Here is a 24,224-nt window from a genome sequence, read left to right as displayed (position 1 = left end):
TATCTTTTTGTATATGATGAGAACTTCTAATATCCTCGTCAACAATAAAAATGGGCAAATAAATAAATATTCCTAATAATGAAAACAGCAGTCCTCCGATTGATCCAGCAGCAAATGGAAACCAAAAAGATTCGTTCTGTCCTCCCCATACAAAAAAAAACGATTTAGAGTATTAATACTTTAAACCGTTTTTTTATTGCTTTTACTTTGGACATTGGCGAAGCTTTACTTTCTATATTATAAGTCTAAGAAGCTATAAAAGACATCATTTTTAATATATTATGCTTCAAATTTAATATTATCGTTATTAATGCAAAAGCTAAATTCACAAGAATTATAGAATAGCACTAAATCATTTATTCCAATTATAATTAGTGATTTATATAAAATACTAATAGAAAAAAAGACTAATTAATGAAAAAAAAGCTCTGATTGTTTTTGTGATAATAGCGGTGATGTTTAAAATAGAAAAACAAGATTGTTAATAACTAATTATGTTAAAAAAAAGTAAAGTCCTTTCTTACATTGTATTATTTTTACTTAGATTTGAACCACATTAACATTTAACTATTACACTAACGATTACTAATTAAAATCGTTAAAATTAAAACCATCAACAATCAAAACCTCGAAAAAAAATTATGAATTTCATAAAATTAAATTACTACTCTTCAGCAAACCTTTATCAAAAAGTGCTATTTCAATTTCTATTATAGAACCTACAATCTTCTAACTTCATAACCAAAACAAATCACACAACAAGTGCATTTTATTTCTATTTCTCAAAAAATAGAATAGAATTATTATGCCTCTTTTCTAAAAAACCATAACCAATTAATGAGACAAACAATACTATTATTATGTTGCTTTCTTTTTTTATCAACTACCTTAAAAGCACAAACATCAGGCACAGTTAAAGGATATGTAACCGATACCATAAACCATTCTGCTTTAACAAAAGCATCAATCTCTTTGTTAAGAGCAAAAGATTCCATTTTAGTAAAATTTACTCGAGCCAAAGAAAATGGGTATTTTGAGTTAAATAATATTAAAACTGGTAAATTTATTTTACTGGTTTCTTATCCTAAATATGCTGATTTTGTAGATCAATTTTCTATTGATTCCACAAAGTTAATCAAGGATTATGGTAAAATTAATTTAGAAGATAGAGGAAAAATACTATCCGAAATAATTATCAAAGGCAATAGAGCCGCCATGAAAATCAAAGGAGATACATTAGAATTTGATCCAAAAGCATTTAAAATAGAGCCTAATGCAAAAGTAGAAGATCTGATAAAACAATTCCCAGGAATACAAATTGATAAGGATGGAAAAATTACCGCTCAAGGTGAAACTGTAACCAAAGTTTTGGTTGATGGTGAAGAATTTTTTGGTGATGATCCCACTTTAGTTACAAAAAACCTACGTGCAGACATGGTTGATAAAGTACAATTGTACGACAAAAAAAGTGATCAAGCTGCTTTTACAGGAATTGATGATGGTCAGAAAACCAAAACGCTGAATGTTAAACTTAAAGAAGACAAAAAAAATGGCCATTTTGGGAAAGTAGAACTCGGAGGAGGAACTGATAATTTTTACAAAGGTCAAGCCATGTTTAATAAGTTTTGGGACAAGAAAAAATTAGCCGCTTATGGTATTTTTGGCAACACAGGACAAGTAGGATTAGGATGGGGAGATAAAGATAAATATGGACAAAACAGTTATCAGGTAACTGATGATGGTGGTATTTATTTTACAAACAATGGAAATGATGAATTTGACAGTTGGGATGGACAATTTAATGGTGAAGGAATTCCGGTAACTCAAACCGGCGGAATACATTTTGACAATAAATGGAACAACGATAAGGAATCTATCAATGTAAACTATAAAATTGGCGATATCAAGCTTTCAGGAAATCGTAATGATATTAACCAGCAAAATTTAAGTACTAGTAGTATTTATAATACTTCAGACAAGAATTTTGAGAAAAACATGACTAAGAACAAACTTGATCTTACTTATGAAATTAAAATTGATACTACTTTAACTTTAAAATTAAATGTAGACGGATTATTTAAAAAGAGTAATTCAAGTGAAGCAGAAACGCGAAAAGGTACTGACGAACAAGGTAACCAATTGAATAATTTAAAACAGACAACTACAAACGATGTTGATGATAAAACATTCAATGTAAATGCTTTAATAACCAAAAGATTAAAGAAAACGGGCCGAACATTATCTCTTAATTTAAGCCAATCAAGCACAGATAGCAAAAGTGATGGTTATTTAAATTCTAGAGCTGAATTTTTTACACCAGCCGTAATTAGTCCAGATAGCACCAAAGTAGTCGATCAAAACAAAGTCAATAATATTAGCAATACCGCTTTTAAATCAAATTTAATCTACACCGAGCCGTTATCTAAGAGTCTGTCTTTGATTCTTAACTATGGATTCAACATTAGTAACGGTAAAGCTGATCGTAAATCTTTTAATCAATCTGCAAATGGCGATTATAATGTTTTGGATTCCATCTTTAGTAATAATTATGAATTAGACCAAACGATAAACCAACTTGGAGCCATTTTTAATTACAAAAAAAATAAAACTGTTTTTTCTGTTGGTTCTAAATTTAGTGGTGTAAAATTTAAACAATATGATGTTTATAGAGATAGTTCTTTTGATCGAAAATTTGTCAACTACATGCCTCAGATAAGCTATCAATATAATTTCAAACAAAGAGAATCGTTGCGTTTGTCATATAACGGAAACAATGAGCAGCCAACGTTAGAACAAATACAACCGATACCAAATAATCAAAACCCATTAAATACGATTTTGGGTAATCCAAATTTAGATCCTTCTTTTAAAAATAATTTTAGAGGAAATTATTATTCCTATAAAGTACTTAGCAATCAATATTTTTCGGTTAATGGATCGTATAATTTTACACTAAACCCAATAATAAGCAATGTGGTTACAAATGATAGAGGACAAAGTATTTCTCAATTTGTAAACCTAAAAAACAAAGCGGCAACAAGTTATTATTTGAATACTAATTTTGGCAAAACGATCAAAGCCATAGACATGTCGGCAGGAATTGGTTTAAGTGCTAGCAAAAATTTAAACTATAATTACATCAATACACAACTGAATCAAACTAAAAATTCAACTTATTCCTTTAATCTAAACTTATCAAAGAATAAAGAAAAAAAATATAATTTTAATGCCAGCTTCGGACCTACTTACAACGTTGCTGATGCAAGTATCAACGAAAATAGTGATAGTAATGGCTGGGGGTTTAATGGAAATTTCTGGTCCAGTGTACAATTGCCTTTCAAACTAGAAATTAGCACAGATGGTAATTATCAATACAATGGAAAAACGCAAGTGATTCAAGAAAGTTTTGAACGTTTTATTTGGAATGCATCTGTCACCAAAAAATTCTTAAAATCAGATAATTTAAGAGTTTCTATAACAGGAAGAGATCTTTTGAACCAAAACGTAGGATTTAACCGTTCTGCATTCAATGGAAATATCAACCAAAGTACTTACACAACTATCCAAAGATACTTTATGTTCTCTGTAAGCTGGGATTTCAGCAAAATGGGCGGAGGAGAAATTAAACAAAATTAAAATCATGAAAACACTAATAAATCGCATCTTACTTTTAATAATTGTATTGACTAGCTGCAATACTTTTGCACAAAATGATCACGTTGCACAAAATGATCACTTTGTACAAAGTGGCGTTATCGAATTTGAGAAAAAATCGAATATGTATGCTTTGATTACAAAAAAAATTAAAGGAGAAACTGAAAGCTATTATAAATTAGCTTTTGAAAGTTATAAAAAAAACAATCCACAATTTAAAACTGTAAAAAGTACACTCACTTTTTCAAAAAACAAAAGTTTATATAAATGGAATGAAACTAATGAAACACCAAACAACAGCAGTTGGATCGCAGATGATGCAATGGCTAATTTAAAAAATATTATCGCAACAGATTTAGATACTCAAACCAGTACTACCCAAAAAAACGTTTACGATGATTTATACTTAGTCAAAGATAGTTTACGCAAAATTGACTGGAAAATTACCGATGAAACTAGGGAAATTGCGGGTTATGAATGCCGCAGAGCAAATGCTATAATTATCGATTCTGTTTATGTTGTTGCCTATTATACCATTCAAATTCCGTTCTCGGGCGGTCCTGAATCTTTTACAGGCTTACCCGGAACAATTTTAGGCTTGGCAATGCCTCATGAAAATATGACATGGTTTGCCACAAAAGTTACTGAAATTCCAGTTACTGACAAAGATTTAGCTCCACCAATTAAAGGCAAACCTACTGACAATAAAGGACTAAATAAAATACTTTTGGATGCTTTGAAAGACTGGGGAAAATGGGCAAGAAAGACATTACAAGCTTACTCCATGTAATAAGCTACTAAAACTTATTTCTTACACATAAAAATAATCTAACTGGTTCCTGAGATTTCTTGAATACATCAATGGAGCCAGTAATAGAATAGAAATCAAAGAATTGCATTTATCAGAATAAATATAAATGGAAAGGATACCTTTTTTGCCACAAAAAGTTAAGACTGTTTATTTTATATTTTTGTAAATATGCTTTTGTACTAACCCTTGGGTTTCTTTACTAACTTTTTTAAAGACGCCTTTGCATTGGCATATCACTTCATTAAAACAATAAAATCTATAAAACCGTTTTTTCCCACAAACTACATTTTATTTGATTTTAAAAATTGCTTTTTTCTTCTTCAATAGATAATACTGTTGCTTTTTTACCTTATTTAAAAATCACAATCATAATTTTACGATATATCGTTAAAAAAAATAGCTTAATAAAACGATAACTCTTTGATTTTTGGGTCTTTCTGCTTTCGGCATACTCATTGGTTTATTTCTGGCATCCTATTATTAATTAAAAAGATGCAAACATGAATATAACAGATAAGTATACACCTAAAAAAATGTTTTTCTTACCAGTCCTCCAATCTTGGCACACACAAAAACAGTGCAATCAGTCTGAATATGAATTATTTACTGTTTTATCTACAGAAGATGATTCATTAAATATTACAACTCAAAAAAAGTAGCTACCTTTAAAATAGAAATAGATAAAATAGAAAATTAACATTTTTCTTAATCTACATTAATCAACAAACTTTCGCACCTACTGTAAGTTTGTAAAAGAAATTCGCTACAGCTTTTAAGTCAAAAACGATTTAATCACTATACGATTTTTCACATTTACCTCTAAGAATTTATTAATCTAAAACTATAAAAAATGAGTACATTTAAAACACAAGACGGAACAGAAATTTTTTACAAAGATTGGGGAACAGGTCAACCGATAGTTTTTCACCACGGATGGCCATTATCTAGTGATGATTGGGATGCACAAATGATGTTTTTTCTTCAGAAAGGTTACAGAGTTATTGCACATGATCGTCGCGGACACGGTAGATCCAGCCAAACTTCTGAAGGCAACAACATGGAAACTTACGCATCTGATATTGCGCAATTGGTTGAGGCATTAGATTTAAAAAATGCCATTCATGTGGGGCACTCAACAGGAGGCGGTGAAGTAATTCGTTATGCTGCAAAATACGGAAAAGGACGTATCTCAAAAGCAGTAATCATTAGCGCTGTACCTCCAATTATGGTTCAAAGCGAATCAAATCCTGAAGGAGTGCCTTTGTCTATTTTTGACGAAATCAGAAAAGGAACAGCCTTTACGAGATCGCAATATTTTTATGATTTTCCAATTCCTTTTTATGGATGGAACCGCGAAGGACAAACCGTTCAGGAAGGAATTAAACAAAATTGGTGGCGTCAGGGAATGATGGGTTCTGTTTTAGCACATTACGAAGGAATCAAAGCATTCTCTGAGACAGATTTTAGAGAAGATCTTAAAAGCTTAGACATTCCGGTTCTTGTATTACACGGAGAAGATGACCAAATCGTTCCTTATCATCAAGCACCAAAATCCGCTGAATTGCTGAAAAACGGAAAATTAATTTCTTATCCAGGCTTTCCACACGGAATGCCAACTACTGAGGCAGAAACAATCAACAATGATATTTTGGCTTTTATAAAATAAATCAATCAAAACTGTCTGCAAAGACTCGTTTTTACAGACAGTTTAATCTTTTCAAATTATACGTTTTCTACAACAACCCTCTTTCAACACCGTTACTGAAGCTTGCAATGGCTGAATACATATGGTAATACTTCTACAAACTTTGTATTCAAAAATGAAAAAACTAGATATAAATCAAGATTATAATTAATCTACATTAAGTTGACTTAACTACTAGTTTAACGAACTTTGTGGTTCTAAACCAAGATAAAAAATAAATATGGAAACAATAAAATTAGAATTAGACGAAAAAAAACACGGTGCTTTCAATCTTTATGTTGAAGATAAAAAATTAGGTGAAATGACAGTAAGCATAAAAGATGATTTACTAACCGTTTACCATACAGGAGTTGAGCCAGAAGGTGAAGGAAAAGGTTATGCGAAGAAACTTCTTGAAGAAATGGTATCGTATGTTCGTGCCAATAAAATGATGGTTTTACCACTTTGTCCTTACGTTCATGCACAATTCAAAAGACATCCGGATGAATATCAGGATATTTGGAAAAAGTAATTGATTAAGAATTAAAAAAACAAAACGTATGAGTTTAGAAATTTTAACAGACGGTGTGCCATTAAACGAAGCAAAAAAAGCCTTAATCATGATTCACGGACGTGGTGCGGGTGCCCATGATATTCTTTCAATTGCAAAACATCTTAGAGTTAATGATTTTGCATTGGTCGCACCTCAGGCAGAAAACAGAACGTGGTATCCTTATTCATTTTTAGTTCCAATTGAGGAAAATGAACCTTCTTTTTCGAAATCATTAGATGCCATTCATCAGGTTGTTGTCGCAATTCAACAAAACGGAATCGAGAAAGAGAATATCTATTTTCTTGGGTTTTCGCAAGGCGCTTGTCTGGCTTTAGAATTTACTGCCAGAAATGCTGCAAAATATGGAGGTGTTGTTGCTTTTACAGGCGGTCTTATTGGCGATAAAGTCTATGAAAATCATTACGCCGGAAATTTTGAAAACACACCAATTTTCATCGGAACAAGCGATCCTGATTTTCACGTTCCGGTTGAAAGAGTAAATGAAACTGAAGCGCTTCTTGAAAAAATGGGTGCAGACGTTACAAAGAAAATCTATCCAAATATGGGACATACCATTAGTCAAGACGAAGTAGATTCTGCTAATGCATTAGTATTTAATAAAAAATAATGATTACGATAACACGAGTATACAGCGATGCCAATGGCGAAAGTCATTTTGAAGACTTCGAAGTTCCGTTGAAAAACAATGGCGATATCGGTTTTTTATCTGATGATGAACCTGTAAAATCGATTGTTTTCAGAGAAGTTAGTCCGTCTTATGATTATGATTTTCATAATGCTCCAGATCGACAATATATTGTTTTATTAGAAGGAGGTGTAGAAATCGAAACTTCATTGGGAGAAAAAAGAACTTTTAAAACAGGATCTATATTACTTGTTGAAGACACCACAGGAAAAGGTCACAAAACAAAAAATTTGGAACCAAAACTGCGAAAATCAATATTTATAAAATTATGATTTTTAAACACTATATTCTTTATCAAGAAAAAATTTAACCGCAAAGCACGCAAAAGTTTTTCCATAGTGTTTATCGCGTTTGTAAATATAAAGTTCGCAAAGCTTTGTCAAAAAAATTCTCTTTCCTGCAATCGATTAATTAAAATTGCAATTTGATCTATAGGCTTTTCCATAAATAACAATTCGTGTGGTGTTTTCGTAAATTTAAGAAATAGCCCCACAATTAAATTACAATAGATTTTCTAAATACAGAAGCTTCAATTCATAAAATTACGATATATCGTAGAACTGCAAACCAAAAACAGCAGACAAATACTTGACTAATAACAAATTATCATAATTGGAATACTATTTGGCTATTAACTGATGAATGAAAACGAAACGGTTTATTATTTCTTAATCTAGGTTAATCGATGCAGAACCATAACGGAAGTAAATTTGTATAAGAAAATCAATAATAACTAAATAAAAAAATACCATGGAAAATACAATTTTAGGCTTACACCATATTACTGCAATTGCAGGTGATGCTAAACGCAACTTTAATTTTTATTCTAATATACTAGGATTACGTTTTATTAAAAAAACGGTAAATTTTGATGATCCGGGAACTTACCATTTTTACTTTGGCGATGAAGTTGGAAGTGCAGGAACAATCTTAACATTTTTCCCTTGGGGAGAAGGAATTCAGCAAGGCCGAAAAGGTTCTGGAATGGCAACCGAAATTGGTTATTCTGTTCCAAAAGGAAGTCTTGATTTCTGGCAAAAACGTTTTGAAAAATACAATGTCATTTACAATAAACCAGCTGAGAAATTCGGCGAAAAATACCTTACTTTTTTAGATCCCGATGGATTAAAATTAGAATTAATTGAATCTAAAACAGACGACAACAGAAAACCTTGGGAAACAGACGAAGTAAAAGCAGACGTGGCTACAAGAGGATTTCATAACATCACTTTAACGCTAAATAGCATTAAAGCAACTGCGGCCGTTTTAACTGAAATATTTGGTTACAAATTAATTGACCAAGATGTTAACCGTTACCGTTATGCAACCGATGCCGTACAAAATGCAGCAATTGTTGACTTGGTAGAATTGCCAGAAGAAAAGCGTGGTTTAGGTGCAAACGGAACAGTTCATCATGTGGCTTTTAGAGTGCAAAACGACGAAATTTTAATGCATTTCCGTGAAAAAATAGAAGCTTACGGATTGTCTATTACACCACAAATTGACAGAAATTATTTCCACTCTCTTTATTTTAGAGAACCAGGAGGCGTTTTGTTTGAAATTGCTACCGAAAATCCTGGATTTATGGTTGATGAAAGTTTAGAAGAATTAGGGAAAAACTTAAAACTTCCTGCACAATATGAATCTGATAGAGCGGCTATTGAGGCACATTTGGTAAAAATCAACTAATTTTGAAAGGAAAACTAAAGATCTGAAATCATAGAATTGAGAAAAAACTTTTTTAAAGAATATAAAAATCAATACATTTGTCGCAGATCAAAATATAAAATGAAAAACTTAATTAACATCACTATTATTATCAGCATTATTATCATTAGATAATGAGCAGGGATGTTATATAAATAAGTACATAGATACAATTTAAAACCTCCCTCTTTGGGAGGTTTTTTTATTTAAAAAATACATGAAGAATTCGGTACAAATTATTATTAGCACAATTATCATTATTCGTCTATTATAACGAGGTGGGATTCTATTGCATAATAAAAACCTTTCTCAGTCCCTAATGAGAAAGGTTTTTTTTTATTTCTAAAAAACACTAATTACTAATCATTCACATACATAAACACTTTTTAAATGAAACAAGAATATACTTTAACTGCCTACACAGAAGATCAAATGGGATTGCTTAATAAAATAACTGTTATACTTTCGCGACGAAAAATCAATTTAGAAAGCATCAATATCTCTGCTTGTGAAATTGAAAAAATGTACAGATGCACGCTCGTTATAAACGAAACATTTGAAATCGCAAGAAATATTGCACTTCAAATCGAAAAAATCATCGAGGTTTATAGCTGTTACTGCAACACAAATGAAGATATCGTATGGAAACAAATGGGATTATTTAAAGTAAGGACTTCTAGTTTCATAAATGACGAAAATAGGAGTCAGTTACTTAGAAAATATGATACTCGATCTATAATAATTGAAAAAGATTTTACTGTATTTGAGGTATCGGGACAAGAAGATGACATCAATAATTTGGCTACCGAATTAAAGAAATATGGATTAATTGAATTTGTAAAAACGGCCAGAATTGCTATCACAAGAAATAGTGAAGCTTTCGATGTTTATTAGTGTATAAATAATTGTAAATCGGGTAATTATAAACAGTCGCAAAAAGCAAACTATCACCATGTATAAAATATAATTTTATTTTTACATTAAACTAAGCTACAAAAAAAAAGCCTCCAATTAAAGAGGCTTTATTATAATAGGATCAGAACAATATAGTTTTAGGTCCATTCTGGAAACTGGGTTTTATTTAAGTCCAGCTTTTCAATTGCAATCATATCTTCATGACTCAATTTGAAATCAAATATATTTAGATTTTCTAAAATATGAGCTTTTTGAGAAGATCTTGGAATAGCTACAATTCCGCGTTGATAATGCCATCTCAAATTTACCTGAGCAACGGTCTTGCCATATTTTTTGGCAATTTTGGTCACTACCTCATCTGTAAAAAGTCCGTTGCGACCTTCGGCAAAAGGTGCCCAAGCTTCCATCTGGATATTATGTTTCTTTAGCAAATTATATGCATTGCCCTGTTGGTAATAAGCATGTGTTTCGATCTGATTCACAACCGGTTTTACCTCAGCATAAGACAAGAGATCTGCCAATTGGTCTGTATCAAAGTTGCTTATTCCTATAGCTCTGATTTTTCCAGCTTTGTAAAGTTCTTCCATTGCCTTCCAAGATCCTTTTACATCACCACGCGGACGGTGTATAAGGTACAAATCCAGATAATCCAGTTCTAATTTTCTTAGTGTCTCTTCAAAACCTTTCTTAGCATTTTCATAACCAGCATCATCAACCCATAATTTTGAGGTAACAAAAAGTTCCTTTCTATTTACTCCACTCTGTTTTATTCCTCTGCCAACGGCTTCTTCATTTCCATACACTTTTGCGGTATCAATAAGACGATATCCTGATGATATCGCTTCGGCTACAGATCGCTGGCATACTTCACCACTTAGTCCATAAGTACCAAACCCAAGCATAGGAATTCTTAAACCGTTATTCAGCTTAACATCTGGAATGCTTGAAGCATTTATATCCATATCCAATATGGTATTGCCGAATAATTTAGGCATACCAAACATGCTCATATAAATTCCGGCAGCGGCAAGTTTTGCAGTATTTTGTAAAAATCTGCGTCGGTTTATTTCGTTTTTTTGGTTTTCAGAATTCATATCGTTTGTGTGTTAGTCCATTCGTATCAGTTAATAAAAGTATATATTATATTTTAAACTGAATATTAATTTTTCAATACAAACAATAGTTAGAAGAAATCTTAAAAAAATAACATATTTTGAAGAAAGTCAATTTTCTTAAGATCGTGGTTTCGACAAATTTCTGTCGTACATAATAATACTTCCGGCTACAGCCACATTTAAACTTTTTTCTGATTTAAATTTTACCAAATGATGGCATTTATCCATTGCTTTTTTAGACAATCCGTGATCTTCTGCACCCAATAAATAAACACAGCGTCTTGGATGTTCAAAGGTTTCTAAATCGGAGGCATTTTCAGATAATTCAACACCAACCAAACGCGCTCCCTTTGGTAAATTTTCGAAAAAAGCTTCAAAAGTTTCGTAATGGAAATAAGGAATTGCTTTTACCGCATCATGAGTATCACATGCTTGTTTGGCATAACGATTACCAATGGTAAATATAAAAGTAGCGCCTAAATTTTGGGCCGATCTCCACAAAACTCCCAAGTTTTCAGGTGTTTTACCATTTTGAATTCCTATGCCAAAATATTCATTTATAAAATTATCATTCATAGGGACAAAAGTACAAACTGTTAGTACAAAAATCAATTTTTTGTTGAGATGCATTAACCGCTTCAAAAGCCTTGAAATTAACTCAATAAATCGTTCAGTTTTATTTTTAAATTTTCCTCATTTTGATGGCCAAAGTACTGTTCTAATATAGTGTAATTATCATCGAAAATAATAAATGACGGAGTACCTCTTAATTGATTCATAGTAAATGTTTCCGCTATTAAAGGTATCTGAGAATAATGTGATCTTACTTTTTGAAATATTGTCTCTTTTTCATTTTCAGAAAAATTATCAAAATTAGGAATGACATCACAAAGTGTTTCAATCTTATCTGAATTGATGAATTCTTCGGAAGAAACAATTTCATCAAAAGCTACAGGAAAATTGAGCGTCTCAGGATAATTAGAAAGCCCGTAATTTGTATTGTAATATTTTTGAGTTTCCCCAACTAATGTACCACTGTCTAAAAGTAGTTTTAAACTTGCTTCGTTATTATATTCGAAATCTTCAAAAGCAGTAGCAACTCCAATAAAACCAACTTTACTGCTAAATGCTCTGTAAAGTTCATTCATAATAGGAATTCCGTATATAAAACAACCCGGACAATTTACTTGAAATACAAATGCAATATTTACTCTTTGTTTTTTGAATTCTCCTTGAACTAAATTTTTAATATTGAGATGAAATTTTGACATGACTATTTTTTTATGATAAACATTTCTACGATTAAAATTATAGTTCAAAATTAATAATGAATAGTAACTTATTGATAGTCCAGTTCTTGTAATAATTAATTAGTTCTGGTTTTCCATCTTTTTCACTAAAGATATCTGATCAAATATTCAATTATGATTTCAATCATAAACTTGTGCTTTGGGTGCAATCTAAATTTGCATTACTGAAATAAAAACAAGACAATTTCAGCAAATCAAATATTTAATCCAAAATATCAAAAGAATGAATGCAGATCAAAAAGAGCTTATAAAAGCCACGATTCCAATTTTAAGATCAAACGGCGAAGACCTAACAAATTACTTTTATGCCCGAATGTTTAAACATCATCCTGAACTTCGAAATATGTTTAACATGGGAAATCAGGCCAATGGTAAACAAAAATCAGCCTTAGCAAATGCAGTACTTGCTTATGCCGAAAATATTGATAATCCTGGTGTCCTTTTGGGAGTGCTTAAAGGAATCGGAACCAAACACAGAAGTCTTAATATTCAGCCCGATCAATACAAAATTGTGGGAACGCATTTAATTGCTTCTATTGGAGAAGTTGTCGGCGAGGCTGCAACACCCGAAATTCTAGAAGCTTGGACAGTTGCCTTTTACCAACTTGCACAAATTATGATTGATCTTGAAAAAGAATTGTATCAAGAAAATGAAGCTAAACCGGGAAGCTGGAATGGCTGGAGAAAATTCGTAATTAAAAAAATAGTCGAAGAATCAACTGAGATAAAATCTTTCTATTTATATCCTGAAGATGGTAAAGCAATTGCCGATTTTCATCCCGGTCAATTTATAAGCGTGCAAGTGTTTGTAGAAGAATTAAATCTATTGCAACCGAGACAATATAGTTTATCAAGCGCTTTTAACAGTGAATATTACAGAATTTCGGTAAAAAGAGAAAATGGTATTGATTCAAATCCGTCAGGAATGGTTTCTAATACGCTTCATTCTAAATTGGAAGGAGATGTTGTTTCTATTTCTTCTCCTGCGGGAATATTTCATTTAGAAAAAGATTCCCAAAATCCATTAGTATTAATAAGTGGCGGAGTTGGTTTTACACCAATGTTGAGCATGCTTGAAACTAATTTAAATGCACTTCAAAATAAAAAAACGGTTTGGATTCATGGTTGCAGAAATGAATCTGTTCATGCATTTAAAAATCAGATTTCAAGTTTAAAGCAAGAAGCAAAATGGCTCGATACTTTTACATTTTATGATACACTTGAAAATCTGGATAATTCATCTGATCAAATTTTTAAAGGCCGTGTTGATCTTTATAAATGTAAAGAAGCAATATTATTGGATGAGGCTAAATTTTATATTTGCGGTCCAGAAATGTTTATTAAATCACAATACGAAACATTGCTTAATTTGAATGTTAAAACCGAGAACATTTTCTACGAAGAATTTGGTCCTCAATTAATCAATTTAAATTAAGGTGAAAACAAGCATATTCTCTATTAAGAAATCTTGGCTTTTAGTTTTTAGAAATTTAATCACAACTTTATTTATCACGCTGACTCTTGCCTGTTTAAACTGTACAGATCGATCAAATTTTCTCTTTTTTTGGATGCGTTCTTGGGTTGTTGCGGGTTTGATTTCTAATTTCTTTTCCTTTATTATATTTTCAAATAGAAAATAAGAAGAAAAGGCTGTCTCAGTTTTGAGACAGCCTTTTTTGTACTTGAAAATCTAAAAAAGTATAAGCATTCAAACATCGTTTAACGAGTTCGAGTAATACTAAAATTCTATTTATTTAAAATGATTTTCTTTGTTGATGTTTTTCCATCGGTTATGACCTGAAGGAGATAAATTCCTTGATCCAAATTGTTTAAATCAAGTTCTTTTTCATTTCCTTCAAAAGTTGTGTTCAACAATTGCTGACCTAAAATGTTATACAAATAAACATCTGATTTTGTGTTGTTTTCTAAACTCAAATTCAAAATTCCGTTTGTTGGATTTGGATATACCACCAATCCTTCAGCAATTTTTATGTCTTCAACATCAGCAACATCCAACATTTTTCTAGTTCCAGAACATCCAGAAATATAATTGTGCTGAATATCATCAATCCAAACCGTCATTGTAGAAGCTGTATTGTTTTGTTTGATGACAATTGCATCCAGAGTTACAGAAGCGCCACCTACAATTCCGTTTCCAGTTGTAATCGTTGTTCCCACTGCCGTTGGCAAAAACCATTCGTAGTAATTCCAAGTTCCATTATTTATGATCGCAATTGGAGGCAATTCTTCAAGTCCGTCAGCGTCATCAATCCAAGCCGTTACAACCGCTCCAGCGTTTGCCGTACTTGTTTTCAGCCAGAAACCAAAAGATCCTTGATTACCAACAAACGCCTGATTGCTTGCAGGAGTTCCTCCGCCAGAAAGCAAACGCACTAACCAGTTTGTTGTTACCGAAGTATTGTCATTTAAAACTGCTTTTAAACTAGCGGCACCGTTTTTGAAACCATCTGTAGCTCGTGCTAAAGTTGAAGTTGTTGCAATACCAACTGTAGAACCTGAAGTTGTTGGACTTTGTGTAAATCTTCCTGCAGAAGCTTCAAAAGTTTCTAATGTAGTAGTTGTGCTTGTACCCACACAAATCGTCATTGTATAAGTAGTACTTCCGCAAGCGTTAGAAGCTACCAAAGTAATCGTTTTTGTACCTGAAGTCGTAAAACTTACTGATGGGTTTACAGCTGTACTCGTTGCAGGAGATCCGTTAGGGAAAGTCCAAGCATAAGTAGTTGCTCCTGTAGATGTGTTTGTTAATGTCATGCTCTCTCCTATTGCTAATTCTGCTAAAGGAGCTGTGAAACCTGCCACAATAGTCGCTGCAGGATTTACTGTTACTAATCCGGTTACTGTTTTAGTATCAGAACCGACATTATTTACAGCCGTTAAACTTGCATCATAAGTTCCTGCAGTGTTATAAGTAATTACCGGACTTGCCGCAGTACTTATGCTTGGTGTTCCTCCGGGAAATGACCAGCTATAAGAAGTTGCATTTGTAGAAGTACTGGTATATGTTACCGTTTGTCCTTCACAAACTGCAGCAGTTGCAGGCGTAAAATTAGCTATTGGAGCAGTATTTTCAGGCAAACAATCAATAAAAGTAAATTTAAAAGCATCTGCTATAACTACTCCAGTTGTACCTGTCGTGCGAATCACAGCTTTGTTAGCAGAACCTGCGCTGAAATCGTATCTTCCTAATGAAACCCAAGTTGCATTGTTGATTTGCTGATTTACGGTAACGGTCGATGTACCATTTTCATGAACAATATCTACAGGAACATTTGTTGGACGATTTGTACCTGCGGTAAAGTTGATGAATACTTCATATTTACCTCTTTGAGCAATTGAAGGAGTAAAAGTCGCCGATTTGGTTCCTTTTCCAGTATCGCCATCATGAATGTAATCTGTTCCAATATATCCCACTGTTGCAGCAGTAGAAGTCCAAGCTCCAACCAAAGTTGCTGCCAAATTGTCTACTGTAATCGAAGTTGAACCTGGCAAAGTACAGCCAGCACTTTTTGGCGTAAAACTTACTGGAGTTGAATATTTTGAAGTTCCTGTTGCAGCACTATAACTTCTAATTGTATAGTAGTATACAGTTCCGCCAATTGGAGATTCTGCAACTGCAGCATTTGTTGTATTCCAAGAATACGTTTTTACAGTATTTACGACATCATTCACAACTACCGTACTATTTGGTGAAGTTGAGGTTGTAAATCCATCTGTATCATTCCAACCTGTATTCGATTTAGAAACCTGAATACGATAATCTGCTGTTGCAATTGTAGAATCCCATGTAAAGTTTACCGGAGTACTTACATATACTTGACCAGCAGTTGGTGCTGTAGGAGTTGGAGCATTTGTTACTCCTCCTGCAGCAATTTTTCCTAATAAAACATTCCAACGAGCGGTTGTCAGATTAGGACAATCTGTTGATAATTTTACGTCATTATGCCCGTAGATAGCACGATTTCCGTTACTAACTCTTCTGGTTTTAGAAATCCCATAACGGTCGCAAACATTAATTGCCAAATCTGCAGCCGCATTCAACATGGGCTGACTGTCCCACATTGCCAAGTTAGTAGACAAAACCTCGTGTTCTGTACTAACTCCAGCTCCATTCCATTGCGGTTCCCCCGTTACACCTTGTGCATATGCACGATCTGCCTCACGCACAACCTGAGAAATTTGCCCATCAGAATTACGAATACAATAATGAGCTGAAGACGGAGTCGTTCTACTACAATCACTAAACCAAGAAATTGCGCCTTCATAAGTTCCTGTTGCCATATAGTGTACAAAATAATAATCAACACCATAACCGCTGCGGCCTGAACCATAATTACAAGTTGTAATTCTTGATAAAGCACCTGGATAATCTACAGCCATAACTGCTTCAGTCGCGCTTCCTTTTGCTGTATTGCTTTTTGAAGTTTTAGCTGATGAAATTGTTACTCCATTTCCTTTTATATCAATGATTTCTTTCCAAAGTGTTACAGTTTTTGATCCCTCTTTAATTACTTTAAAAAAACGTTCTGCTAATGAAGTCTTCATTGCTTCATCTTTCAAACCAGTTAATTCACGAGTGGCATCAAACCAATCTTCCAAACCTTTTGGATTTGCATTTTTTTGATAACTCTTAAGTAAAGCGGCCGCTGCTCTAATATTGGTTTTCGCATCTGTTTTTATAGCTTCTGGAGTAGATTTGATTAATTTTGCGGCTACAGCAATTTGGTTGTTATAGTCGCTTTCAATCAATCCCATTACGCCCCAAGAACCGTAGAAAGAAGAAGATACCTGTACCCAGTTACTTTGTACTTGTCCTGCAGCCATCAAAATTTCTACGGGAACTCCAAATTCCTTGCTTGCATCGGCAAAATATTTAGCCATTGTTGCAACAGAAGGTTGTGGTCTATTTAAGTATTCTTTTAAAAGTTCTCCGTTGTGATCACAATCCAATTCATCATGCTTTTGCGCAGCATTTGGTTTTTGAGTCGAAACATTTTTTTTGTTTGTTAAAGCCAAATAATCATCCATATCTCTTTGCAGAAATACTTCTCCATTTGGCTTAACTTCTTTTTTGATAGAAGATTTTAAATACTTGTCGGCCAAAGAATACAGCTGTGCGTCACTTGCTTTTTTTGAGTCCGGCGTTGTCTGCGCCAAACCAATTGCAACACTAAATAAAACCAGAATTGAGGCAATTTGGTTTCGTAAATTAGTAGGTTTGTTTTTCTTCATACTTTTGTCTTTTGTTAATAAATAGTTTACATTGGTTAGGGTTAATAATAAGAAATTACATAAAAAAGTAAATTTTTAAACATAAAAAGAACCGCCAATTCACTGGCGGTCTTTTAATCCAAAAACAACAATTACTTATTTAAAATGATTTTTTTAGTTGTGATTTTCCCATCGGTTGTAACCTGAAGAAGATAAATTCCTTGTCCAAAATTATTTAGATCAAGTTGCTGTTCTGTACCTTCAAAAGTGGCATTTAACATTTGTTGTCCTGAAACATTAAATAATCGAACATCCGATTTTATATTGGTATCCAATTTCAAATTCAATATTCCATTGGTTGGATTTGGATACACGATTAACTCATCAGAAACTTTAATATCTTCAGTCTCTTCAATCGTTGCAACATCCTCTTCTTTCGACATTTTTCTAGTTCCAGAACAAGCTGAAATATAATTGTGTTGAATATCATCAATCCAAACCGTCATTGTCGTTGCAGTATTGTTTTGTTTGATGACAATAGCATCCAATGTTACCGAAGCGCCACCAACAACTCCATTTCCTGTTGTAATTGTTGTTCCTACTGCCGTTGGTAAAAACCATTCATAGTAATTCCAAGTTCCGTTGTTGATAATGGCAAGAGGAGGCAATTCTTCTAAGCCATCAACATCATCAATCCAAGCTGTTACAGTTGCTCCTGCATTTGCCGTACTTGTTTTCAGCCAAAATCCGAATGATCCTTGATTCCCCACAAAAGCTTGATTATTTGCAGGAGTTCCTCCGCCAGAAAGCAAACGCACTAACCAGTTAGTTGTTACCGTTGTATTATCATTCAAAACTGCTTTTAAACTTGCTGTTCCATTTTTGAAACTATCAGTTGCTCTTGCCAATGTTGATGTTGTCGCAATTCCTGTAGTCGAACCTGATGCCGTTGGAATACTAGTAAATCTTCCCGCCGAACTTTCAAAAGTTTCCAGTGTAGTTTTTGTATTTGTTCCCACACAAATTGTCATTGTATAAGTAGTACTTCCGCAAGAATTTGAGGCTACCAACGTAATAGTTTTAGTTCCTGTCGTTGTAAAATTCACTGTCGGATTTGCTGCGGTGCTTGTTGCTGGAGAACCATTAGGAAAAGTCCACGCATAAGTTGTAGCGCCTGTAGAAGTATTTGTCAATGTCATATTTTCGCCCGTTGCCACTTCTGAATAAGGAGCGGTAAACCCAGCGGTAACTGTTCCAGACGGATTTACGGTAATAACATTCGTTAAATTTTTCGTATTCGATCCTGCCCCATTTGTCGCCGTTAAAGCAACATTATAAGTTCCGGCGGTATTATAAGTTACAACCGGATTTGCAGCAGTACTCGTACTTGGCGTTCCACCCGGAAATGACCAGCTGTAAGAAGTCGCATTAGTTGAAGCATTAGTATAAGTAACCGTTTGTCCTGCGCATAGTGTTGCCGAAGCTGGTGTAAAATCTGCTACGGGTGGTGTCGCATCTGGCAAACAATCTATAAAATAGAATCGAACGGCATCTGCAATAACTACGCCCGAAGTACCTGTCGTACGAATTACAACTTTATTAGTAGTACCCGCACTTAAATTATAGGTTCCTAAAGAAATCCAAGTACCATTATTAATTTGCTGATTTACAGGAACGGTTGTTGTACCACTTTCGTGAATGATATCCACAGGAACATTATTCGCACGATTGGTTCCAGCTGTATGATTTATGAAAACTTCGTACTTCCCTCTTTGCGCAATTGTTGGGGTAAAAGTTGCTGTTTTTGTACCTTTCGCGGTATCGCCATCGTGAATATAATTTGTCCCAACAAAACCGGATGTTGCAGCTGTTGCTGTCCAAGATCCAACAAGTGTTGCATCAAGATTATCAACGGTAATAACGGTCGTTCCCGGTACTGTACAATTAGCACTTTTTGGAGTAAAGCTTATAGGAAGTGAATATTTTGAAGTTCCCGTTGCCGCACTATAACTTCTTATCGTATAATAATAAGTTGTTCCTCCTATCGGAGCTTCATAAACTGCAGCGTTGGTTTGGTTCCAAACATAACTCATAGTTGTATTCATAACATCATTTACAACAACGGTTGAATTTGGAGTTGTAGCACTTGTAAATCCGTTTGCTTCTGTCCATCCTGTTGCAGATTTCGAAACCTGAATACGATAATCTCCATTTGTAACCGTAGAACTCCATGAAAAATTTACTGGAGAATTCACATACAATTGTCCTTCCGTTGGGCTTACAGCTACTGGTGCAGCAGGCAAAGTGCTATAGGAAACACCAGTAATATTGGCGCTTTCGTTGTTGTTCTTATCCAAAGCTGTTACCAAGAAATAATTATTTGGAGCTGTCAACTGAGCTGTCGTCAAGGTAATTTGAGTTGGATTTACAATATCCAAAACTTTGGTTCCGTCTTGTTTAAAATTCGGAATATCGGCCTGTGTGGCAAATGCATACACGACATATTTTATTGCCAAATCACCATCACTTGCGGCAACTGGAGCATCCCATTTCAGAATATTTCCTTCAAATCTGATGTTTGTTGGCTCCAACGGACACACATTATCTTTCCATGGCATTGATGGCGGAAAAGATTTAAACTTATATTGATTATTTTGTAACGTTGTTGCGATTCCTTTTTCATTGCTCATTATAAATTGAGTCGAATAAGAAGTCTGTCCAAAAGTATTGGTCATGCCTGGAATTCTATTTTGATCAATTTGATTTTGAATTTCCGAAGCTGGCCAATTTTGAGAGGAAGTACTTGGCAATCGATCGTAACCTTGACTAACATATAAATGTCTGCCATAAGTTGCTGCTTGATCGTTCCACCATTGCGAAAGTTTAATATAATCCTGAGAGCCTCCTATTTTCCAATATAACTGAGGCGAAATAAAATCGACTTTTCCGTTTTGCAACCAATTTATTGGATCACAATATAAGGCACTATAGGAAGGATTTCCAACAATTCCAGCAGGAACACCACTTTTCCAGATACCAAACGGAGCAACACCAAAAACAATATTTTTATTATTAGTAGCATTAATAACTTGCAAAGCGTCATAAACACCGGCAATCATTTTATTCACGTTATCACGGCGCCAATCATCAATATTGCTTATTCCTGTCGGGTTATTATTTGCATAAGTTGCTGCATCTTGATTGTTTGCCATCCCTTGATCTGGATAAAAATAATCGTCAAAAACAATTCCGTCAATATCATAACGCGACGCAATATCTTGTACAATACTTATAATGTAGTTTTTTACAGCAGGCAAACCTGGATTCAAAATTTTAAGATTAGCATTGTTTGAAGCTGTAAAAACCCAAGAAGGATTTAATTTAGAAACGTGATTATTAGCCAAAGTATAACCTCCAACACTTGCACGATAAGGGTTTAGCCATGCATGTAAATCCAATCCTCGTTTTCTACATTCAGTAATAGCAAAACTCAGAGGATCCCATAAAGGATTTGGCGCTACACCTTGAGTCCCCGTTAGCCAATACGACCAAGGTTCTATTGATGAATTATAAAGAGCATCACATTCTGGTCGAACTTGAAAATAAACGGTATTGATTCCGGTAAGAACCAATTTATCCAGAATGGTGATCAACTCTGCTTGTTGAACTGCAGGAGTTGCAGTTCTATTGCTTGGCCAATCTAAGTTGTAAACTGAGGTTAAATAGGTACCTCTTAAATCGACTTTAGGACTTGCACTTATTTCTGCACCACTATTAGAACAGCCCGGCAGAATATTGGTTCCTTGGCCTAACATGAGACCATTAACAACTATTAAAAAGAATAAATTGAGTAATTTTTGCTTCATAGATTTGGTTGTTTTAAGTTTAATTAAAGTAAATATATCACAAAAAACACGCAAAAAAACTAGGTTTAATTCAACTTTTTAAGTTAAAACATGCAAAATAACGCAAATATTAACTTCAATAATGCACAAAACCTGATAAATACTAGGATGAATTTTTCTAACTATTATCCACAATTGTTAATAAAATATTTTAAAAATTTAGAGATTTTTAATTTTTAAAGAAAAATACTACACATAAGAAACGTTTTGAAACAAAAAAAGAAGTTAGTTCCGTAATTTTTAGAAACTTAGTGTTTTATTGATAATTAATGTTTTCGATTTGAAAATTAGAGCTAATTGAAATAACTCTTAGTGTCACTGTTTACTACATATCACATCAAATTCTTAATTATTTAAATAGTCCACATTTTTTTAGCATTATTTTTAATAATATCATTTTACAAATCTTCAAAATTTGCTTAAAATTCATGAGTGGATTTTTATGTACCCAAAATCGTACTTTTCTCCTCCCTTTGTAAGTTGTTATTAATCAACTTTGTAGTACAATTACTAATCGCATTGGAACCAATTTTGAGAAATAGAAAATATTTCTGCCTCATTATCAATGAAGTAATTACTATCTATCATTTACTAACCTTAAAAAATTTAAAATGAAAAAACTATTGAAAGTTACTAGTTTGCTGTTTATTGCAGTATTAGTGTTTAATTCATGTGAAAAGGAACAAGATTTAAATGCGCCACAAAGCAGTATTAAAGACGAAACACAAATCGTTGAGAAAAACGTGTCACAAAACACTAAAAAAGAAGCCGTCGCGGCAGCCGCGGCATTAGCTGGAAGCGCTGGAGCCAGAACAATTACTTTGTCAACCAACACATTATCCTGTCCTGGTGGTTTGTGCACATCGTATGGCGTTTGGTCAACGGGCGTTTACACCGTTTGGTTCCAAATGAAATTTAACTCTGGATTTTATTGGAGCAGAGGTGGTAAATGTGGATACGGCATCTTAATTGGCGATCAAAATACTGGCGGTGATCCAGGATGGGATGGAAATGGCGGTAGTGCACGATTTATGTGGTATTGTCCAAATGGATCAAATACTGCAAAAGGAAGTGGCGCTTATTTGCAACCATACGTATATTATAGAGACCAGCCTGGACAATATGGAAACGACTTTGGAAAAAAATACTATATACAAGAAGGAGTTACCTATAACTGTCAAATATCTGTTAAGTTAAATACGGGATCTAATACCGATGGATATGTGAAATATTATGTAAATGGTACGGAAATATTGAATCAAAAAATTCGCTGGGTGACTAACGATTCTAAACGAAACGTAAATGCTGTAAGTCTGCATACCTTCCGTGGAGGCAGTCAAGAGTACTGGAAAGCACCGGTAACAAGTTCTATATATTATCCTAGTGCATCTTGGGACGCTCTTTAAAACGTCTTAATCATACCGAATAAAATCAGCTCCAATGTTGTTTATTATAACTAATAACAACATTGGAGTTTTTATTTATACCTATTAATAGGTTCCAAATTTGCCATAGACATGATTGCAATCGAAAGTTAATCCAAAATATTTCTTAATTAATTTTCGGAGAATTTGAATAAAATAAAATCAAACTAAAAGGAATTCATCATTTTTAGACACCAATTTTCCATCAAAAATTTTAGCTTTTTTTCTTCTGATTTCAAAAAACGACTAAAATGAATAAAACCCCACACTACTCCCCTACGTAAAAATACTTGTTTCTCAAACTCATTTTTTAATTCTTCTTACAAAATCAATTTCTAAAAAAGTTTTTTTATAAAACCAACACCACTAAAAGGCTTAAAAAATGCCAAATAAAACACAAATGATTCAAAAACAAATACTTACAAAAACAAACGTAAATAAAAAGAAAATTCTCACACCATTGAGTGGTTAAAAAAATAAAACTCAATTACCTCATTATCAAATAATTAAACCTAGAAATCAAAAAAATTGAATATTTTGAAAATTACCCACTAAATGGATTGAAAAAAATAATTTGTAAGCTTATTATTATCAAGCTTTTATATGAAAAATCTGAAATAAAAAGTTGCAACTCAAAAAAAAGTAAGAAAAAAAGGAGAATTCAATTTCGCAAAAAAAGACCGCCACAAACTTTTCAAAATATATTTGTGAAGTCAACAATGAAGTTGAAAAACAAATTATAAACTAATTAAATATACCCAATTATGTCAGACTTTTTAAAACAATTCGGAAGTGATCTAGAAAAAAATGTACCAGGTTTCATCGCAGTTTCAATTGCAGAAATTCAAACAGGAATGTCCTACTTTTCACTTTCAGCAGTAGCCGATTTTGATCCTGAATTAGCTTCTGCTTTCAACCTTGAAGTTGTAAAAGCAAAAATGAATGCTGTAAGTGCATTAGGATTGAAAAATCAGGTAGTTTCGGATATCATGATTACTTTATCTTCTCAAATTCATATTATAGATATTTCTGAGAATAACCTATATATGATTTATCTAGCAGTTGATTCAACCAAAGCAAATTTAGGAATGACAAAAGCAACTCTTAACAAATACAAAAAAGAGATCGCTTCTAAATTATAATCGATTTGAAATTGTGAAATGGCCGACTTTTTTGAAGGTTGTCCTTTTTTTTAAACTAATTTAAAA

General features: G+C 33.2%; 16 protein-coding genes. 11 read left to right on the top strand and 5 right to left on the bottom strand.

Annotation, left to right across the window (positions count from 1 at the left end):
* Positions 1-837: 837 nt before the first annotated feature.
* The 8 genes from RB619_RS20610 to ilvN all read left to right on the top strand — a co-directional run bounded on the left by RB619_RS20610 (position 838) and on the right by ilvN (position 10,009).
* Positions 838-3,636 (top strand): outer membrane beta-barrel family protein, encoded by a 2,799-nt coding sequence (locus RB619_RS20610; protein ID WP_308100987.1) that lies wholly within the window; start codon positions 838-840, stop codon positions 3,634-3,636.
* Positions 3,637-3,640: 4 nt separating this feature from the next.
* A complete protein-coding gene (locus tag RB619_RS20605; protein ID WP_308100986.1) occupies positions 3,641-4,444 on the top strand; it encodes a GLPGLI family protein in 804 nt (267 codons plus the stop codon).
* Positions 4,445-5,315: 871 nt separating this feature from the next.
* Entirely contained in the window at positions 5,316-6,131 is an 816-nt protein-coding gene (locus tag RB619_RS20600) for an alpha/beta hydrolase (protein WP_308100985.1), read from the top strand.
* Between the two features lie 259 nt (positions 6,132-6,390).
* On the top strand, positions 6,391-6,681 hold the full coding sequence (locus tag RB619_RS20595) for a GNAT family N-acetyltransferase (RefSeq protein WP_308100984.1): 291 nt from the start codon (positions 6,391-6,393) through the stop codon (positions 6,679-6,681).
* A 28-nt stretch (positions 6,682-6,709) separates the two neighbouring features.
* Positions 6,710-7,330: a dienelactone hydrolase family protein gene (locus tag RB619_RS20590; RefSeq protein ID WP_308100982.1), complete on the top strand. Its 621-nt coding sequence runs from the start codon at positions 6,710-6,712 to the stop codon at positions 7,328-7,330.
* Positions 7,330-7,680, top strand: a complete 351-nt coding sequence (locus RB619_RS20585; protein WP_308100981.1) for a hypothetical protein — start codon at positions 7,330-7,332, stop codon at positions 7,678-7,680. The genes RB619_RS20590 and RB619_RS20585 overlap by 1 nt, the downstream gene beginning before the upstream one ends.
* Positions 7,681-8,158: 478 nt before the next feature.
* Positions 8,159-9,097: a ring-cleaving dioxygenase gene (locus RB619_RS20580; protein WP_308100980.1), complete on the top strand. Its 939-nt coding sequence runs from the start codon at positions 8,159-8,161 to the stop codon at positions 9,095-9,097.
* A 408-nt stretch (positions 9,098-9,505) separates the two neighbouring features.
* Positions 9,506-10,009, top strand: coding sequence for an acetolactate synthase small subunit (gene ilvN / locus RB619_RS20575; RefSeq protein ID WP_308100979.1), 504 nt, complete (start codon positions 9,506-9,508; stop codon positions 10,007-10,009).
* 158 nt (positions 10,010-10,167) lie between these two features.
* Here ilvN and RB619_RS20570 read toward each other — a convergent pair whose 3' ends face one another.
* The 3 genes from RB619_RS20570 to RB619_RS20560 form a co-directional block, all read right to left on the bottom strand.
* Positions 10,168-11,124: an aldo/keto reductase gene (locus RB619_RS20570; protein ID WP_308100978.1), complete on the bottom strand. Its 957-nt coding sequence runs from the start codon at positions 11,122-11,124 to the stop codon at positions 10,168-10,170.
* A gap of 138 nt (positions 11,125-11,262) precedes the next feature.
* On the bottom strand, positions 11,263-11,721 hold the full coding sequence (locus RB619_RS20565; RefSeq protein ID WP_308101020.1) for an RNA methyltransferase: 459 nt from the start codon (positions 11,719-11,721) through the stop codon (positions 11,263-11,265).
* Positions 11,722-11,798: 77 nt separating this feature from the next.
* Positions 11,799-12,416, bottom strand: a complete 618-nt coding sequence (locus RB619_RS20560) for a hypothetical protein (protein ID WP_308100977.1) — start codon at positions 12,414-12,416, stop codon at positions 11,799-11,801.
* Positions 12,417-12,678: 262 nt separating this feature from the next.
* Between RB619_RS20560 and hmpA the strand changes: the two genes are divergently transcribed.
* Positions 12,679-13,890: an NO-inducible flavohemoprotein gene (gene hmpA / locus RB619_RS20555; protein ID WP_308100976.1), complete on the top strand. Its 1,212-nt coding sequence runs from the start codon at positions 12,679-12,681 to the stop codon at positions 13,888-13,890.
* Between the two features lie 311 nt (positions 13,891-14,201).
* Here the strand turns inward: hmpA and RB619_RS20550 are convergent, their stop codons facing one another.
* Together RB619_RS20550 and RB619_RS20545 are read right to left on the bottom strand one after the other, a co-directional pair.
* The gene (locus tag RB619_RS20550; RefSeq protein WP_308100975.1) at positions 14,202-17,708 is read right to left on the bottom strand and encodes an N-acetylmuramoyl-L-alanine amidase; all 3,507 of its coding nucleotides are present in this window, start codon (positions 17,706-17,708) and stop codon (positions 14,202-14,204) included.
* 131 nt (positions 17,709-17,839) lie between these two features.
* The gene (locus RB619_RS20545) at positions 17,840-21,553 is read right to left on the bottom strand and encodes a family 10 glycosylhydrolase (RefSeq protein WP_308100974.1); all 3,714 of its coding nucleotides are present in this window, start codon (positions 21,551-21,553) and stop codon (positions 17,840-17,842) included.
* Positions 21,554-22,203: 650 nt separating this feature from the next.
* On the opposite strand from RB619_RS20545, the gene RB619_RS20540 reads away from it, so the two are divergent.
* On the top strand, positions 22,204-22,998 hold the full coding sequence (locus tag RB619_RS20540) for a polysaccharide lyase (RefSeq protein ID WP_308100973.1): 795 nt from the start codon (positions 22,204-22,206) through the stop codon (positions 22,996-22,998).
* A gap of 782 nt (positions 22,999-23,780) precedes the next feature.
* Complete coding sequence (locus tag RB619_RS20535) at positions 23,781-24,158, top strand: hypothetical protein (protein ID WP_308100972.1); 378 nt, start codon at positions 23,781-23,783, stop codon at positions 24,156-24,158.
* Positions 24,159-24,224 lie beyond the last annotated feature (66 nt).

Source organism: Flavobacterium sp. LHD-80 (assembly GCF_030929605.1).
Classification (GTDB): domain Bacteria; phylum Bacteroidota; class Bacteroidia; order Flavobacteriales; family Flavobacteriaceae; genus Flavobacterium.
This window is presented reverse-complemented; position numbering and strand designations above follow the sequence as displayed.